The 17,133-nt window shown below is 38.0% G+C and carries 16 protein-coding genes and 1 other annotated feature; of the genes, 1 reads left to right on the top strand and 15 read right to left on the bottom strand.

Translation table 11 applies throughout. From position 1 onward, the window contains the following. Window positions 1-8: 8 nt before the first annotated feature. The 13 genes from arnA to DK866_RS09200 all read right to left on the bottom strand — a co-directional run bounded on the left by arnA (window position 9) and on the right by DK866_RS09200 (window position 15,092). A complete protein-coding gene (gene arnA / locus DK866_RS09260; protein ID WP_109408668.1) occupies window positions 9-1,991 on the bottom strand; it encodes a bifunctional UDP-4-amino-4-deoxy-L-arabinose formyltransferase/UDP-glucuronic acid oxidase ArnA in 1,983 nt (660 codons plus the stop codon). Continuing rightward, window positions 1,991-2,971 carry an undecaprenyl-phosphate 4-deoxy-4-formamido-L-arabinose transferase gene (gene arnC / locus DK866_RS09255; RefSeq protein ID WP_109408667.1) on the bottom strand — a complete coding sequence of 327 codons (981 nt, stop codon included), beginning with the start codon at window positions 2,969-2,971 and terminating at the stop codon, window positions 1,991-1,993. The genes arnA and arnC overlap by 1 nt, the downstream gene beginning before the upstream one ends. Beyond that, window positions 2,972-4,117 carry a UDP-4-amino-4-deoxy-L-arabinose aminotransferase gene (gene arnB, locus DK866_RS09250; protein WP_109408666.1) on the bottom strand — a complete coding sequence of 382 codons (1,146 nt, stop codon included), beginning with the start codon at window positions 4,115-4,117 and terminating at the stop codon, window positions 2,972-2,974. It abuts the gene before it with no gap. Window positions 4,118-4,252: 135 nt separating this feature from the next. Beyond that, complete coding sequence (locus tag DK866_RS09245; protein WP_109408665.1) at window positions 4,253-4,999, bottom strand: vitamin B12 ABC transporter ATP-binding protein BtuD; 747 nt, start codon at window positions 4,997-4,999, stop codon at window positions 4,253-4,255. A gap of 1 nt (window position 5,000) precedes the next feature. After that, entirely contained in the window at window positions 5,001-6,008 is a 1,008-nt protein-coding gene (gene btuC / locus DK866_RS09240) for a vitamin B12 ABC transporter permease BtuC (RefSeq protein ID WP_109408664.1), read from the bottom strand. Between the two features lie 300 nt (window positions 6,009-6,308). Then, the gene (gene ihfA / locus DK866_RS09235; RefSeq protein WP_036937394.1) at window positions 6,309-6,605 is read right to left on the bottom strand and encodes an integration host factor subunit alpha; all 297 of its coding nucleotides are present in this window, start codon (window positions 6,603-6,605) and stop codon (window positions 6,309-6,311) included. A 4-nt stretch (window positions 6,606-6,609) separates the two neighbouring features. Beyond that, window positions 6,610-8,997 (bottom strand): phenylalanine--tRNA ligase subunit beta, encoded by a 2,388-nt coding sequence (gene pheT / locus DK866_RS09230; RefSeq protein WP_109408663.1) that lies wholly within the window; start codon window positions 8,995-8,997, stop codon window positions 6,610-6,612. Window positions 8,998-9,011: 14 nt separating this feature from the next. Continuing rightward, window positions 9,012-9,995: a phenylalanine--tRNA ligase subunit alpha gene (gene pheS, locus DK866_RS09225; protein ID WP_072070368.1), complete on the bottom strand. Its 984-nt coding sequence runs from the start codon at window positions 9,993-9,995 to the stop codon at window positions 9,012-9,014. 100 nt (window positions 9,996-10,095) lie between these two features. Next, window positions 10,096-10,218 (bottom strand) — a sequence feature (Phe leader region). A 104-nt stretch (window positions 10,219-10,322) separates the two neighbouring features. Continuing rightward, window positions 10,323-10,679, bottom strand: a complete 357-nt coding sequence (gene rplT / locus DK866_RS09220) for a 50S ribosomal protein L20 (RefSeq protein WP_036937406.1) — start codon at window positions 10,677-10,679, stop codon at window positions 10,323-10,325. Between the two features lie 41 nt (window positions 10,680-10,720). After that, on the bottom strand, window positions 10,721-10,918 hold the full coding sequence (gene rpmI, locus DK866_RS09215) for a 50S ribosomal protein L35 (protein ID WP_004263702.1): 198 nt from the start codon (window positions 10,916-10,918) through the stop codon (window positions 10,721-10,723). Between the two features lie 93 nt (window positions 10,919-11,011). After that, window positions 11,012-11,551 (bottom strand): translation initiation factor IF-3, encoded by a 540-nt coding sequence (gene infC / locus DK866_RS09210; RefSeq protein WP_036937410.1) that lies wholly within the window; start codon window positions 11,549-11,551, stop codon window positions 11,012-11,014. A gap of 3 nt (window positions 11,552-11,554) precedes the next feature. Then, window positions 11,555-13,483, bottom strand: a complete 1,929-nt coding sequence (thrS, locus tag DK866_RS09205; RefSeq protein ID WP_109408662.1) for a threonine--tRNA ligase — start codon at window positions 13,481-13,483, stop codon at window positions 11,555-11,557. 268 nt (window positions 13,484-13,751) lie between these two features. Then, complete coding sequence (locus DK866_RS09200; RefSeq protein ID WP_109408661.1) at window positions 13,752-15,092, bottom strand: hypothetical protein; 1,341 nt, start codon at window positions 15,090-15,092, stop codon at window positions 13,752-13,754. 319 nt (window positions 15,093-15,411) lie between these two features. Between DK866_RS09200 and DK866_RS09195 the strand changes: the two genes are divergently transcribed. Beyond that, window positions 15,412-15,855, top strand: a complete 444-nt coding sequence (locus DK866_RS09195; protein WP_109408660.1) for a PACE efflux transporter — start codon at window positions 15,412-15,414, stop codon at window positions 15,853-15,855. Here the strand turns inward: DK866_RS09195 and DK866_RS09190 are convergent, their stop codons facing one another. Both DK866_RS09190 and DK866_RS09185 read right to left on the bottom strand, forming a co-directional pair. Then, window positions 15,856-16,545 carry an AraC family transcriptional regulator gene (locus DK866_RS09190; RefSeq protein WP_109408659.1) on the bottom strand — a complete coding sequence of 230 codons (690 nt, stop codon included), beginning with the start codon at window positions 16,543-16,545 and terminating at the stop codon, window positions 15,856-15,858. It lies immediately after the preceding gene. A gap of 108 nt (window positions 16,546-16,653) precedes the next feature. Then, a complete protein-coding gene (locus DK866_RS09185) occupies window positions 16,654-16,992 on the bottom strand; it encodes a tRNA-binding protein (protein WP_109408658.1) in 339 nt (112 codons plus the stop codon). Window positions 16,993-17,133 lie beyond the last annotated feature (141 nt).

Genomic DNA, 17,133 nt, shown 5'->3' with positions numbered 1-17,133 from the left:
ATCTGATCCTATTTATCGCCTAATTCTTCAACCGCACCACGTAAGAAGAAGTCTAATGTTTCCTCTACAGTTTGACGGGTTTCAATACTTGGTTTCCAATCCAATAAACGCTCTGCGTTTTTAATACTTGGCTTACGGTGTTCAACATCTTGATAGCCTTTACCATAGTAACTGCTACTTTCAATTTTCTTAAAGCCTGCAAATGGAGGGAAATGGCCTCGTAACTCATGTTTTTCGAAGCAATCTAACAGCATTTCTGCTAATTCGCGAATACTTGCTTCGTTAGTTGGGTTACCGATATTGATAATTTGACCATCACATTTGTTATCACGGTTTTCAATAATGCGGAATAAAGCTTCAATACCGTCATTGATATCGGTGAAACAACGTTTCTGCTCACCACCATCAACCAATTTAATTGGTGAACCTTCAACTAAGTTCAGAATTAATTGTGTGATTGCACGAGAGCTACCAATACGTGCTGAGTTTAAGTTATCTAGACGAGGTCCCATCCAGTTAAATGGACGGAATAGCGTAAATTTCAGATCTTCTTTAGCACCATAAGCCCAAATAACCCGGTCTAATAGCTGTTTAGATACCGAGTAAATCCAACGTTGTTTATTGATTGGACCAACAATCAGACGTGAATTATCTTCGTCAAACTCTTTGTCATCACACATACCATAAACTTCTGATGTGGATGGGAAAATAATACGTTTATTATACTTAACACAATAACGTACAATTTTTAAGTTTTCTTCAAAATCTAATTCAAAGACACGTAATGGATTACGGGTATATTCAATTGGCGTTGCAATAGCCACTAATGGCAGAATAACATCACATTTTTTAATGTGGTATTCAATCCATTCTGTATGAATGCTCACGTCACCTTCAATAAAGTGGAAACGTGGATTACCAATAAAACGTTCAATTGCAGATGAACCGATATCCATACCATAGATATCATAGTTATCATCTTTTAATAGACGCTCTGTTAAATGGTTACCAATAAAGCCATTCACACCTAAAATCAGAACACGTTTACGACGTTTAACTTGTGCCGTTGCTTTTGGTCCAACGCGAACATCTGTCACAATGCCCATTTCAGCCGCTAAACGACTTCCTTGAACATAAAGACCATTTTCACTTTGACCTGTTAACACTTCGATTGCGCCTTTTTCACACGCAATCACTAAAGGTTCTGTTGATATAACTGTACCAGGGCGTTTACCTTGATTATCTGCAACAGCACGAGAGCGCCAGATAATCATTTTACGTTCGCCTAAGAAAGTAAATGCACCTGGGTATGGTTCAGTAACGGCGCGCACTAAATTGTGGACTGTTCTTGCGTCTGCATTCCAGTCGATTAAACCATCATCAGCACAACGACGACCAAAGTAAGTAGCTTGGCTTTCATCTTGCGCAGTTGTTGAATAATCACCTGATGCAATATGTGGTAATGCACTTGAGAGTAACTTATTCGCTGCTTCTCTTACTTTTTCATGTAAAATCAGAGAAGTATCATTATCTGTAATGGTAACTTTTTCTTGAGCAACAATATCACCCGCATCAGCTTTTGCTGTCATTTTATGCAGAGTAACACCTGTTTCTGTCTCACCATTCACAATAGCCCAGTTAATTGGTGCACGACCACGGTATTTTGGTAATAAAGAACCGTGTAAATTAAACGCGCCTTTTGGTGCCAAATTCAGGATCTCATCACTTAACATGTGACGATAATAGAAAGAAAAAATGACATCAGGTTTCATTTCACGAATACGTTCAATCCATAATGGGTGATTGACATTTTCAGGCGCGAATACTGTCAATCCCATTTCTGCACTCACTCGAGCCACAGATGAGAAAAAATGATTTTCGTTTGGATCGTCAGTGTGGGTAAATACAGCTTGAATATCATAACCCGCTTTTTCAAGTGCTTTTAAACCAACACAGCCGATATCGTGATAGGCAAATACTATTGCTTTCATTAGTCTTTTTCCTGATCTTCGTTGGGTTTGTTAACACCAACCACTTTTTGGATAAAATACCGAGGACGCGCTCTTACATCATTATAAATCCGGCCTATATATTCACCTAATAAGCCCATTGCAACGAACTGCGCACCGATAAACATAAATAAGATTGCGAAAAGTGTGAATACACCTTCAGCGGCCCACATTGCACCGAAAATAATACGCAAAACAATGAGAAGTAATGCTAAAACAAAGCCAGAAACAGCGATCACACTGCCGACAATGCTTAATAAACGTAACGGTGCTGTAGTAAGGCAAGTTAAAAGGTCGTACATCAGATTAATTAGCTTTAAAAAGCTATATTTTGAATCACCATATTCACGCTCTGCGTGTGCGACATCAATTTCAATCGTACGACGAGCAAATGTGTTCGCAAGAATAGGAATGAAGGTACTTCTTTCGTGACACTGTAACATTGCTTCAACAATATGGCGACGATATGCACGTAGCATACATCCATAATCTCCCATAGAGCGACCTGTCGCCTTGGTTATCATGGAGTTAATCATTTTTGAAGCTGTTTTACGAAACCATGAATCTTGACGATTGCGACGACGAGTCCCCACAACATCATAACCTTCTTCTGCAGTTGTAACGAGTCTTGGGATCTCTTCAGGTGGGTTTTGTAAATCTGCATCTAATGTAATGACTAAATCACCATCAGCTTGATTGAAGCCAGCCATAATTGCAGAGTGTTGACCGTAGTTACGATTCAAAATAATTGCAATTACATGATTTTCTTCTATTGCAGCCGCTTCTTCTAACATTTTGGCTGAATTATCACTACTGCCATCATCAACCAGGATCAGCTCATACTCTTGTTTTAATTGCTTACAGCTTTTTATAGTACGCTCTAAAAGTTGAGGAAGGCTCTCTTCTTCATTATAAACGGGGATTACAACCGATACTTTTTTGATTTTATCAAATGTTGACACTTAGATATGCTCCGAAAGAATTTCATTGATCGCATCTACAACGCGAATAACATCTTCATTACTCATATCAGGAAACAACGGCAGCGAGCATAACGTTGCAGAGTTCCACTCTGATTGAGGAAGGGATAAAGCGGGATAGCGCTCACGATAATATTTTTGTGTATGCGCCGCACGGAAATGAAGTCCTGTACCAATTTCCTTTTGCTTCAATTTTTCCATAAAGGTATCACGATCGATACCACAAATGTTTTTATCTACTCTCACCATAAATAGGTGATTAGCATGCAAATGAGGGTACTCAGGAATACTCAACATCTCTAATGGTGAGTCTTTGAGTTTTTCACGATATAGTGCCACTAATTCAGCACGTTTCGCGTTCATTTCCTCTAAACGCCCTAATTGCACCACAGCAATAGCAGCGTGAATATCAGATAAATTATATTTATAGCCAGGTTCAACAACTTCAGCTTGAGGCTTGCGCCCTTGAATTTGTCTATCAAAAGCATCAACACCTAAGCCATGAAATTTTAAGCAACGTACTCGATTGGCTAATTCGTCATTATCAGTAACAACCAAACCACCTTCAGCACAAGTCACGTTCTTAATAGCGTGAAAAGAGAAAATAGAGGTTCCTTTTTCACCAATCCATTCATTTTTATAGCGTGTGCCAATCGCATGTGCCGCATCTTCAATAAGAGGAATTCCCGCATCTTGTGCAACTTTTCGTAATGCATCCAGATCACAAGGCGCACCTGCATAATGAACCGGAATAATTGCCTTCGTTCTAGGAGTAATCGCCTTTTTGACATCTTCTGCACTTACCATCAAAGTATCACGATCAACATCAATCATCACTGGCTCTGCACCTAGTAACGTAATGATATTAATGGTTGACACCCATGTTTGTGATGGCGTGATAACTTCATCACCAGCGCCAATTCCCATAGCCATTAGAACAACATGCATACCCGCAGTGGCCGAGCAAATTGCAATAGCATGTTTGCTACCAAATTTTTCACAGAAGTCTTGCTCTAATTGATGGTTCTGAGGGCCTGTTGTGATCCAACCTGAACGCAATACATCTTCAACGGCTTTGATTTCTTCATCGCCAATCGCTGGGCGAGAGAAAGGAAGGAAGTGACTCATAAAAATGTAGCCTAATTAATGAATGAATAAAAACAATTATATACAAACTATTGTTCATCGACATCCGTCTTATTAAGAAAACATTAAAAGAACCTTAATAATTACTTGGGGATAATCGTCTCAATAGCCATAATATTAAAAAATTTGCCAATCAATATGATCAACATCATTGATGCATTTGATATTTGTATTAAATGTAGTTGATAATAATTTTTCGTCCAATAAGAGCGCAGATGATCCAGAATCAACCAAATTTCCATTTTTTATTAGCCAAACTCTGTCTGCTTTTTGATAGGAATGATTTAAATCGTGTGTACTCATAATAACAGCGCCGCCTTGTTGGCAAAATATATCAAGCCATTTGTCCAAAATCGCCAATTGTACGACATCTAGATTATTCGTTGGTTCATCAAGTAACATTAACTTTCCTTTTAAATCGTCACTTGACCATAATTGAATAAATGCGCCAGCGATCCTGATCCGTTGCCACTCTCCCCCAGACAAATGATGAATATTTTTTGATAATAAGTTATCAATCTGAAAATCACTCAACAATACATTTAGTTGCTCAACATCCATTTCAGACACTTTGTAATATAAAGCGAGATAATGAAAAACGGGCATAAATGACAAAGCCTCTAATTGTTGTATAACAATACTTTGCATTCTAGAAAGATCATCATATTTATAATGTCTTATTGAGGTTTCGTTTAGAATAATTCCACCACTAAATGAAAGCTCTCCCGCTATAGCCATTAAAAGCGTACTTTTTCCTGCACCATTTGCGCCAATTAAGTGAATACGTTCACCATAATCCACAAACTCTGTAAATGTATGGAGTCGATTATCAACATTCAAATTATCAAGCTTAAGTAGCGCCATATTACAAACGTCCCATCTCTTTCGTTACTAATAACCAGATAAATAGAGGAGCACCAAGTGTTGCCGTAATCACACCTATCGGAACTTCTGCACCATTTAGCATCAAACGAGATAAAAGATCAGCAAGTAATAACAATCCACTCCCCGTGAGTGCACACGCAGGTAACAATGTTTTATAATGAGTTATGCCACTCAATCGTAATAAATGTGGCACAACAAGACCTATAAAACTAATAGCACCAGCTATCGCCACACTTAGCCCTATCAATAATCCGACAGCTAAGATAAATCCATTGCGCCATCGATTAACTGATACCCCTAATTGCTTTGCCCTAAATGAACCTAATGATAAATAATTCAAAGTATCTGCATGTGAAATTAGGATAGCAACTATCGGAATAAGAGCCCAAAATAATGCTTGATGACGCCAATCAATCCCCCCAAAGCTCCCCATCAACCAATACATTAATTGTCTTAAATCTAAAGCTGAACTGAAATAAACTAACCAAGTCATGACAGCACTCGCCATAACACCTAATGCAACACCAATTAATAGCAGCTGAGCATTAGACAGTTTTTTTATTTGAGCAAAACACATTAATAAAATGGTAATACCTAAGGCGCCTATAACTGCCACACTGCTTATTAACCAAGGATTTGAGCCAACGTGTAAAACAATCAGTAATACAATACACACGCCAGCACCACTACTTACCCCCAATAATCCTGGCTCTGCCAACGGATTTTGAAATAAAGCCTGCATAATAGCGCCAGCAATGGCTAAACTTGCTCCTACCATCATGACAGCAAGTATTCTTGGTAGTCGAATTTGCCAAATAAATAATTTAGCTTCGTCGGTTAACCATTGATGTGGAAATAAGGAAATTTCACCGAGAGAAAGGGAAAAAACAAAAAGTAGACACAATATTGATGTCATTAAGAATAATTTTTTTCTATCGCCAATACTTTGTTTTTTTTTAAGTTCAATAAGAGGATTATCTTTACTCATTTTATTCCCTATTAACACTACCGCTTTTTTCATCGTTTTTATTTATAAAATACCTTTAATGCAACATAACATGTTCGTATTCAATGATGAAAAGCTAATTTTAAAACACTTTAATTGGGAGTGAATAATGACAAAGAGATGTATCTATGATTACAGTATTTAACTAAATGATAAATAATAAGAAACTACGATTATTAAAAAATAAAACATCCTCTAAATTGGAGAACCATCATAAAATTACAGATAAAAAAGCAAAAAAAACGGCCTTCAATAGAAAGCCGTTTTGGGTGTTTTTAATTTTTACTCTTTTGGTGTTGCGCTTTCAACCCGGCTTTTTAACTTTTGTCCAGGGCGGAAAGTAACAACACGGCGAGCCGTAATAGGAATGTCTTCCCCTGTTTTCGGATTACGACCTGGGCGCTGATTTTTATCACGCAGGTCAAAGTTTCCGAATCCAGACAGCTTCACCTGTTCTCCATTTTCAAGAGAACGACGCACTTCCTCAAAAAAGGCTTCTACAAGGTCTTTTGCATCGCGTTTGCTAACACCAAGTTTTTCAAACAGATTTTCTGCCATTTCAGCTTTTGTAAGCGCCATAGGTCTAGTCCCTCAAGGATGCTTGGAATCGCTGTTTCAATGCTGCGACACAGTTACTTACTGTTGCAGCAATCTCATCTTCTTCCAGTGTATGCTCGATATCCTGCAAGATTATGCTAATAGCGAGGCTTTTATAGCCCTCTGCTACTCCCTTACCACAATACACGTCAAATAAGTTTATGCCAACTATTTGATTTCCGCCAACTTTCTTACATTCAGCTAAAATATCTTCTGCAGCAACATCATTCGGAACAACTACAGCGATATCTCTACGATTCGAAGGGTAACGAGAAACTGCTTTTGCTTGTGGTAAACTACGATTTGCAATTGCATTCCAACGTATTTCGAATACTACCGTACGACCGTTTAAGTCAAGTTTGCGTTCAAGCTCTGGATGAACAACGCCAATACAGCCAATGTATTCATTTCTCAGATAAATCCCAGCACTTTGTCCCGGATGAAGCGCTGAATGATTAGCTGCTTTAAATGTAATTTCATCTAGCTGGCCTGTCAATTCCAGAATTGATTCAATATTACCTTTCAAATCAAAGAAATCAACAGTTTGCTTCTCTAAAGCCCAATGTTCTTCATAACGGTTGCCCGCGATCACACCAGCCAGCATCAGTTCCTGACGTATTCCATATTCTGCTTGATTATCAGGAACAAAACGCAGACCTGCTTCAAATAACCTAACTCTAGATTGTTGACGATTTTGATTATATACAGTAGTCGTTAATAATCCGGTCAGTAGAGACAATCTCATTGCTGACATATCAGCTGAAATTGGATTAGGTAGAATTAATGCGTCTTCATTTGGGTGTAATAAAGCTTGGATCTTCGGATCAACAAAGCTATAAGTAATGGCTTCTTGGAAACCATTGTCTACCAGCATTGTTTTAACGCGTTTTAATGACAAATTCGCTTCACGATGATTAGTCATCACCAAATCAGCACGTAGTGGCACATCAGGAATATTGTTGTAACCATAAATACGAGCGACTTCTTCAATAAGATCTTCTTCGATTTGAACATCGAAACGCCATGAAGGAACGCTTGCTAACCAACCATCATTTTCAACAGTAACGGTGAAACCTAGGCGAGTTAATGAATCCAGAACTTGTGCATCATCAATAACGTGACCTAATAAACGGTCTAACTTGTTACGAGTTAATTTAACTGGTGCAATATTAGGTAAATATGCTTTATTGGTTACATCAATCACTTCACCAACTTCACCACCACAAATCTCTAACAGTAGCTTAGTTGCACGTTCCATTGCCTTGTATTGAAGCTCAGAATCAACACCACGCTCAAAACGATGAGAAGCATCAGTATGTAAACCATAACGGCGTGCACGGCCTGTGATGGATAATGGAGAGAAGAATGCGCATTCTAAAAATACATTTTTAGTTTCTTCATTAACACCTGATGATTCGCCACCAAAAATACCCGCCATACCTAATGCGTGTTTTTCATCAGCAATAACTAGAACATCATCTTTTAATGTAATTTCATTGCCATCAAGTAAAGTGAGTTTTTCACCTTCTTTACCCATACGAACAACGACAGCACCCTCAACGCGATCAAGATCGAACGCATGCAGTGGCTGACCCATTTCAAGTAGAATTAAGTTAGTAATATCAACAATTGGGTCAATAGAACGAATACCACCACGGCGTAATTTTTCTTGCATCCATAAAGGTGTTTTTGCCTTCACATTCATATTAGTGAAAACACGACCTAAATAGCGAGGACACGCTTCTGGCGCTTCAACACGAACAGGGAATGTCGCTGAAGAAGTTGCCGCAACCGGCGACATATCAGGTACTTGGCATTCCATTTTATTGATAACAGCGATATCACGAGCAACACCTAAAATGCCTAAGCAATCAGCACGGTTTGGTGTAATGCTAATTTCAATCGCATTATCATTTAATTTTAAGTATTCACGAATATCCATGCCAATAGGTGCATCAGCAGGCAATTCAATAATACCTTCATGATTTTCTGAAATTGCTAATTCAGAAAATGAGCACAGCATACCTTCAGAAGGTTCGCCACGCAGTTTTGCTGCTTTAATTTTGAAATCGCCTGGTAATACAGCACCAACTGTTGCGACCGCAACTTTTAAGCCTTGACGGCAGTTAGGTGCGCCACAAACGATATCTAATAATCTCTCACCGCCTACGTTGACTTTAGTCACACGTAATTTATCTGCGTTTGGATGTTGCCCACACTCAACAACTTCGCCAACAAACACACCGTGAAAATCACCGGCAACAGCTTCAACACCATCAACTTCAAGGCCAGCCATTGTCAACTGTTCAGAAAGTTCTTCGCTACTAATCGCTGGGTTTACCCACTCACGTAACCAAAGTTCACTGAATTTCATGAGATAATCCCACCTTATTTAAACTGTTTGAGGAAACGAAGATCGTTTTCGAAGAATGAACGCAAATCGGTGACACCGTAACGCAACATAGTTAGACGTTCCATACCCATACCGAACGCAAAACCTGAATAAACTTCAGGATCGATACCTACATTACGTAATACATTTGGGTGAACCATACCGCAGCCCAGCACTTCTAACCATTTACCATTTTTGCCCATAACATCGACTTCAGCAGAAGGCTCTGTGAATGGGAAATAGGAAGGACGGAAACGAATCTCCATATCTTCTTCAAAAAAGTTTTTCAGGAAATCGTGCAGTGTTCCTTTTAAATTGGTAAAGCTAATGTCTTTATCAACAATTAAACCTTCAATTTGGTGGAACATTGGTGTGTGAGTCTGATCATAGTCATTACGATATACACGACCTGGCGCAATAATGCGGATAGGTGGCTGTTTATCTTGCATGGTACGAATTTGCACGCCAGATGTCTGCGTACGCAGTAAACGTTTCGCATCAAACCAGAATGTATCGTGATCAGCTCTTGCTGGATGATGTGCAGGAATATTTAACGCATCAAAATTATGATAATCATCTTCAATTTCAGGGCCTGATTCTACAGAAAACCCTAATTCGCCAAAGAAAGTTTCAATACGTTCAATTGTACGAGTTACTGGGTGTAGACCACCGTTTTCAATACGGCGACCAGGTAAAGAAACATCAATTTTTTCAGCAGATAAACGTTCGTTTAATAATGCTGACTCCATAATTTCTTTACGAGAGTTCAGCGCTTGCTGAACTTCTTGTTTAGCCTGGTTAATGACAGCCCCTGCAGCTGGACGATCTTCCGCGGGTAAGTCGCGCAGCGTGGACATCTGAAGCGTTAAATGACCTTTTTTCCCCAAGTATTCAACACGAACCGAATCCAGCGCAGCAACATCCTGTGCCTCTTCGATAGCTGCTTTAGCTTGAGCAACGAGTTCAGCGAGATGTGGCATCGTTTCCTCTTCCTTTGACCTGATGAGGTCTATTAGTTGTTATCAATGATGACGAATAAAATTGCCCTTTTTGGTTTCTAACCCAGTATTGGGATCTGAAAACAAAAAAGCCTCCATATTGGAGGCTCAGGCGCTACTTTTCGTTTCTTTTCTTACGCGCAAAAGCCCCTTAATTTAGGCGCTAAAGTAAAAAAAGAAACGGAAAAAAGCGATATTTAACATGAGTAATGTCTCTTCAAATATTAACTTATTGAATTTATATCATTAAGCCACAAATTTAGACAAAATAAAAGAGGGAGAAAACTCCCTCTTCCATTGACTTAATAATTAAGCCAGAGCACCTTTCGCTTTTTCAACTAAAGCAGCAAATGCTACTTTGTCGAATACAGCGATGTCAGCCAGAATCTTACGGTCGATTTCAATGGATGCTTTTTTCAGACCATTGATGAAACGGCTATAAGACATACCGTTCTGACGAGCTGCTGCGTTGATACGCGCAATCCACAGCTGACGGAACTGACGTTTTTTCTGACGACGGTCACGGTACGCATATTGACCAGCTTTGATAACAGCCTGGAAAGCTACACGATATACGCGTGAACGTGCACCGTAATAACCTTTAGCTTGCTTTAAAATCTTCTTGTGACGAGCACGGGCAACAACGCCACGTTTAGCACGAGCCATATTAAACTCCTAATGTCTATATTCTGTTAAAAAAATGATACTTATGCGTATGGTAAGCAAGCTACGACCAGACCTAAATCTCCTTTAGAGACCATGCCTTTTGGACGTAAATGACGTTTACGCTTAGTTGATTTTTTAGTCAGAATGTGACGGAGGTTAGCATGTTTACGCTTAAAGCCACCACCAGCAGTTTTTTTAAAGCGCTTAGCTGCGCCGCGTACTGTTTTAATCTTTGGCATTTCTATAATCCACTTCGCATTGTTAATAACATAAAATAATGAGGCGAATAGCAATCAGCCATTAAGGCTGACGCTATTACTTGAATTGCCCGACTATTTCTTCTTCGGCGCTAACACCATGATCATCTGACGCCCTTCAATCTTATTAGGGAAAGATTCAACAGCAGCCAGTTCATCCAAATCTTCACGGATACGGTTAAGCATTTCCATACCGATTTGTTGGTGTGCCATTTCACGACCACGAAAACGTAACGTGACTTTAGCTTTATCGCCATCTTCAAGAAAACGAATCAGGTTGCGTAGTTTGACCTGATAGTCGCCTTCATCTGTACCAGGACGGAATTTAACTTCCTTGACCTGAATAACTTTTTGTTTCTTTTTCTGTTCTTTGAGAGTCTTACTTTTCTCATAGAGGAATTTGCCGTAGTCCATAATACGACAAACCGGCGGCTCGGCATTAGGACTAATTTCTACTAAATCAGCACCTGCTTCCTCGGCTTTCTCAAGAGCCTCTTTCAGACTAACAACTCCAATCTGTTCGCCATCCAAACCTGTTAAACGAACTTCATGAGCGCGAATCTCACCATTGATGCGATTCTGACGCGTTGATTGAATTCTTTTTCCGCCTTTAATACCTTATTCCTCCAACTGATGAAGACTTCTGCTTCTAATTTCTTGCAGAAGCTTTTCTTTAAATTCGTTAACGTCGATACTGCCAAGGTCTTTTCCTCGACGAGTACGAACCGCCACTTTGCCTGATTCAACTTCTTTATCGCCACAGACAAGCATGTACGGAACACGACGTAAAGTATGTTCACGAATTTTAAAGCCAATCTTCTCATTTCTCAAGTCTGCTTTTGCACGAATACCGGCATCTTGCAATTCTTTGACGAGTTTTTGTACATAATCAGCCTGTCCATCCGTGATATTCATCACGACAACCTGCTGTGGTGCTAACCAAGTTGGGAAGAATCCTGCGTATTCTTCTGTCAGAATACCAATAAAACGTTCTAAGGATCCTAGCACTGCTCGGTGTAACATAACAGGTACTTTACGCTCGTTGTTTTCGGCAACATAAGATGCGCCTAAACGACCTGGTAGTGAGAAGTCTAATTGTACTGTACCACACTGCCATGCACGATCTAAACAATCGTAAAGTGTAAATTCAATTTTAGGGCCATAAAACGCCCCTTCGCCTGGCTGATATTCAAATTCAATATTGTTATCAGTTAAGGCTTTTGCTAAGTCTGCTTCAGCAACATCCCATAGTGCATCTTCACCGATACGTTTTTCTGGGCGAGTAGACAGCTTAACAACGATTTTTTCAAATCCGAAAGTAGAATATACATCATAAATCAATTTGATGCAGTCATTTACTTCACTTAAAATTTGTTCTTCAGTACAGAAGATATGCGCATCGTCTTGTGTAAAGCCACGAACACGCATTAAACCATGCAATGCACCTGATGGTTCATTACGATGGCAACTACCAAATTCAGCCATACGTAGTGGCAAATCACGGTAAGAACGTAAACCTTGTTTAAAGATTTGTACGTGACCTGGACAGTTCATTGGTTTAATACAATATTCACGGTTCTCTGAAGATGTTGTGAACATGTTTTCTTTGTAGTTTTCCCAGTGACCTGTTTTTTCCCAAAGAACACGATCCATCATAAATGGACCTTTTACTTCTTGGTAATCATATTCTTTTAATTTACAACGTACAAATGTTTCTAACTCACGGAAAATAGTCCAGCCATCATTATGCCAGAAAGCCATACCCGGCGCTTCTTCTTGCATATGATATAAATCAAGCTGTTTACCAATTTTACGGTGGTCACGTTTAGCGGCTTCTTCTAAGCGATCTAAGTAAGCTTTTAACTGTTTCTTATCAGACCAAGCTGTACCATAAATGCGTTGTAGCATTTTATTATCGCTGTTACCGCGCCAATATGCACCTGCGATTTTCTGTAATTTAAAGTTATGACAGAAACGCATGTTTGGAACGTGTGGCCCACGGCACATATCAACATATTCTTGGTGATGATAAAGACCTGGTTGAGAGTCTTGGCTAATGTTTTCGTCAAGAATAGCAACTTTATAGTCTTCACCACGAGAAACAAATGTTTCACGAGCTTCAGCCCAGCTTACGCGTTTTTTAATAACGTCATAATCTGTTTTCGCCAACTCTAGCATGCGTTTTTCTAGAGTGTCTAAATCTTCCTGTGTTAGAGAATGGTCTAAATCCACATCGTAGTAGAATCCATTTTCAATAACAGGACCAATCGCCATTTTGGTGTGTGGCCATAATTGTTTAATTGCATGTCCCAGTAAGTGGGCACAAGAGTGACGAATAATCTCAAGACCTTCATCATCTTTTGCGGTGATAATCGCCAGATTCGCATCGTGTTCGATTAATTCACAAGCATCCACCAGCTCACCATTAACACGGCCTGCAATACATGCTTTCGCAAGTCCAGGACCGATATCTGCAGCGACATCCATGACAGAAACTGCATTTTCAAATTGACGTTGGCTTCCGTCAGGAAGAGTAATAATTGGCATTTAAAATCCTTATTTACAGTGGTGACCCTCACGCAAGATCACTTGTAAGCTTTTTATTTCATCTATATTCAGTACGTTACGACAAGTTCTCACTTTACCTCGCGAGGTTTGCACACAGTCATGTACGCATATTCATTTTATAAATAGCCATAGCATCACTGAGCCTTATCGCAACTCAGGGGGGATATTATCACAGACAGTAAAGATTTATACATTTATCTACCTATATTTCCCCAAGAAAACACGAAATAGAAACGACAAAAAAATCTCACTCATCACATTGTATTAATTGACTCGATACTCGTTTCTCTATCTCTTTTTTATCATCTCTATTTTTGATGGCATGATTATATTCAAGATGTCGAAGTAAATAGCTAAAGCAGGTTTTTTCTTTGCTACGTTCATCAGCCAAATAATTATACCCTTTGCATTTATAATTACTTGTATTTACTAGATTATTATCCAGCAGCGCTAGAATTAAGTTCTTACTTCCATTACTAAAAATAAAGGTATTTATATCAAAAGACATAACCCCTTTATCACAACCAGATGCAGATAATGTTGATGTATCCATAAGAATTTGAGTAAAGATTTCAGGATTTTTCTTTCCTTCATCAACAACATATTTAATGTCATCTTCAATGATTGCAAAACCTAATTTAATAAAAGGATCATTCTTATCGAGATATTTTTTAAGATATTGAGCATATTGTAATCGGTGATTTCTTAATGCGTATATAAACTCTTTTCGATCAAAAATAATATAGTTTTTAAATTCAGGACGCTGTTGAAGAATATAATCAATTTTTTTCGTATAATCATCAAAGGTGCCTGTATACATTAATCCTTCTTGAAAAGTTTGTATGATGGTATCGCCTAGTTCCTTTTTCTCTTCTTCTGGAAGGGTGCTATAAAATTTTTTATCGATAAATAAATCGACAACATTTTCATTCCATTCTGCTATTGAAAACTCTCTATCAAACAGCGGATAGTTAGTCGGTCTATAATATAAATAAAGAGATTCTGTCTTCTTATTTTGTTTTACACACTCAGTTAAAAACCAGAGTGATTTTTTATCAAATGTTTTTATCAAATCTGTGTTATAAAAAAATTCCACTTCAATGCTATAAGGATCAGGACAACTTCCTTTCCAAACTTTATCTAATGCTTCTAAATCACCTCTTTGTAACAGCTGAATAACTCTCTCTTTTTTATCTCCCATCATTTTTTGTGGAAAATAATATGAGTTATAAGCTAAGAATGACAATGTGAAGGCTATCCAATAGCCCACTATTTTAGGGTTTCTTTTTCTGACGATATGAAGATAAATAAATGGGAGACAGAAAAATAATAGACCTAGAAAAATAAATTGAGGATCATTGCTCTTAATAAGAGCAAGCTCTCCCTTTGAAACTAAAGTGGTATTAAAATAGAAAAATATATTAATTAATATTAAAATCAAAGAAAACAAGATGGATTTTTTTAGTGGAGGCTGGATATATTTTAATGCTGATATAACAACAAAAAAATAATAAACGGGGGCTAAATACAAAATGGCCATTGCAATAAAAAAGACAGCCATTATGAAAACAGCAATTTCACCACTCATAAGCATCCTTATTTTATATTAAGTAAATACACCCACACAATATATTCACTATTTTCCTATCTGCCCATCATTTGTATAATCACATTATAGTGTGAGTTTTTCATTATTCTATGTTCTTCTTCATATTTTCTATCATAGATAATATTCATTATTTTAGCCGTAGTCGTAGATATGCCAATCATCAAAAATATACTTATCACTTTGCAATTCATAACTAATTTCATTACCATCAGTCCCAATCAAGCGGAAACCGTGGCTTTAAAAATAACATTCTCTGGGGCGGGCCAGAACTTTCATTGTTAACATAAAGGTGTATAACGTGTTTTATCTAAAGCCCCGCCCTCGTAAGTTGGTTTATGCTATTACCTTCGAAACTCTTGCCATTTTATTAAGCACTGTTTTACTGGCAATATTAAGCCAAAGCCAATCACATAATTCACTTCCCGTTGCAATCGCTGTTTCTGTTATTGCTCTGATTTGGAATTATATTTTTAATTCTTTCTTTGAATTAATTGAGTCAAAATTAGGGATCAAAAAACGCACAGTCATGGTACGACTTACCCATGCAATAAGTTTTGAATTAGGTCTATTCTTCTTTACCATTCCACTTTATATGTGGTGGTATAACGTTGGTTTTATAAAAGCCATAAGCATGGAAATCACCATTTTGGTGTTCTTTTTTATCTATACCTATTTGTTTACGCTAATTTTCGATAAATTATGCCCTCGAATTTACTCAGTGAAAAATAAAGCAGCGCAATAATTAGGCTTTCCTATATTCTGTAGGACTTTTATTAAAGTATTGGCGAAATACTTGGCTAAATGCAGAATGAGAATCATACCCTACCGCTAAAGCAATATTCTCAATATTTGTGGATGTATATTTCAATAACTCAGCGGCTTTATTAAGTCGCTGTTTAGTTACATATTGCATCACAGACATACCTAGCTCGGATTTCATTTTTCGTTGTAGCGTGCTTGCTGAAGCATTAAATGCTAATGCAATATCGTGTGTTGTGAGTGGCGTATGTAACTTATTTGCTAACCACGTATCAAGATTATCACGCCAACCTTTTTGTATTTCCATTTGAGCGAGTAATAAGCGCGTGATCGTGGAGTATTGATCTGGGGGTTGAGGATATTGATGTAGCCATTCTAATAACCCAATCGCTGCCGGTGACAATGCAAATTGCCCACCTTTCTCACTTAATTGCCATTGCGAGGTTGCAGGAAGTTCTAGAATAAGATTTTTATTATCTATATTGCCTGAAAAGGCATGATGAATGGTTGGAGGGATAATCAAGCAGTTTTGATTAGAAATCAGAAAGTCTTCTCGATTGAAATTGACTTCCATCGAGCCAGACAACCCAAAAATAATCTGCCATAAATTATCATGCTGATGAGATACCGTCTCTTGTGTATAACATCGTAAATGTAATTGAGGTAATAACAAAAGACACTCCTCCTATTCAATGCGCTGGTTGATAAACACTATATCAAAACCCAACAGAACATCACTATCGAAGAGTATCTTGTTAGGAAATTATTATGTTAAACAAACTTAAGCCAAACGCGAGCCATTTGGTAAAGGTAAATTAAATTCTGCTAATACAATCGCACCTGTTTCATCTGGTGCTCCGGTAATTAGTACTTCGGATTTGATGCCAGCTATACGCTTAACAGGGAAATTACAAACACATAAAATACGGCGCCCAACAAGTTCTTCAGGTGTATAATTTACCGTAATTTGGGCACTAGACCGTTTGATACCCAATTCACCTAAATCTACCTCCATAACATAAGCAGGTTTATTTGCTTTTTTATTTATTTCTGCACTAATAATCGTTCCTACACGCATTTCTACACGGAGAAAATCATCCCATTCAATTACATTTGTCATTTTTTACCAATCTATTTTATTTACAGTGATATCTTGATTACTGAGTTATAGATTAGCATGCATCATGCAACCTCACCTGTGGTAAGGCAGTCATTCTCTGTTGAGAAAGAATCACTCACATTCTTTTCTCTATTTTCATCA

It is taken from the genome of Proteus genomosp. 4 str. ATCC 51469 (genome assembly GCF_003144375.1).
Lineage (GTDB): Bacteria > Pseudomonadota > Gammaproteobacteria > Enterobacterales > Enterobacteriaceae > Proteus.
Note: the sequence above shows the minus strand (reverse complement) of the source record. Positions and strands in the feature narration are given on the sequence as shown.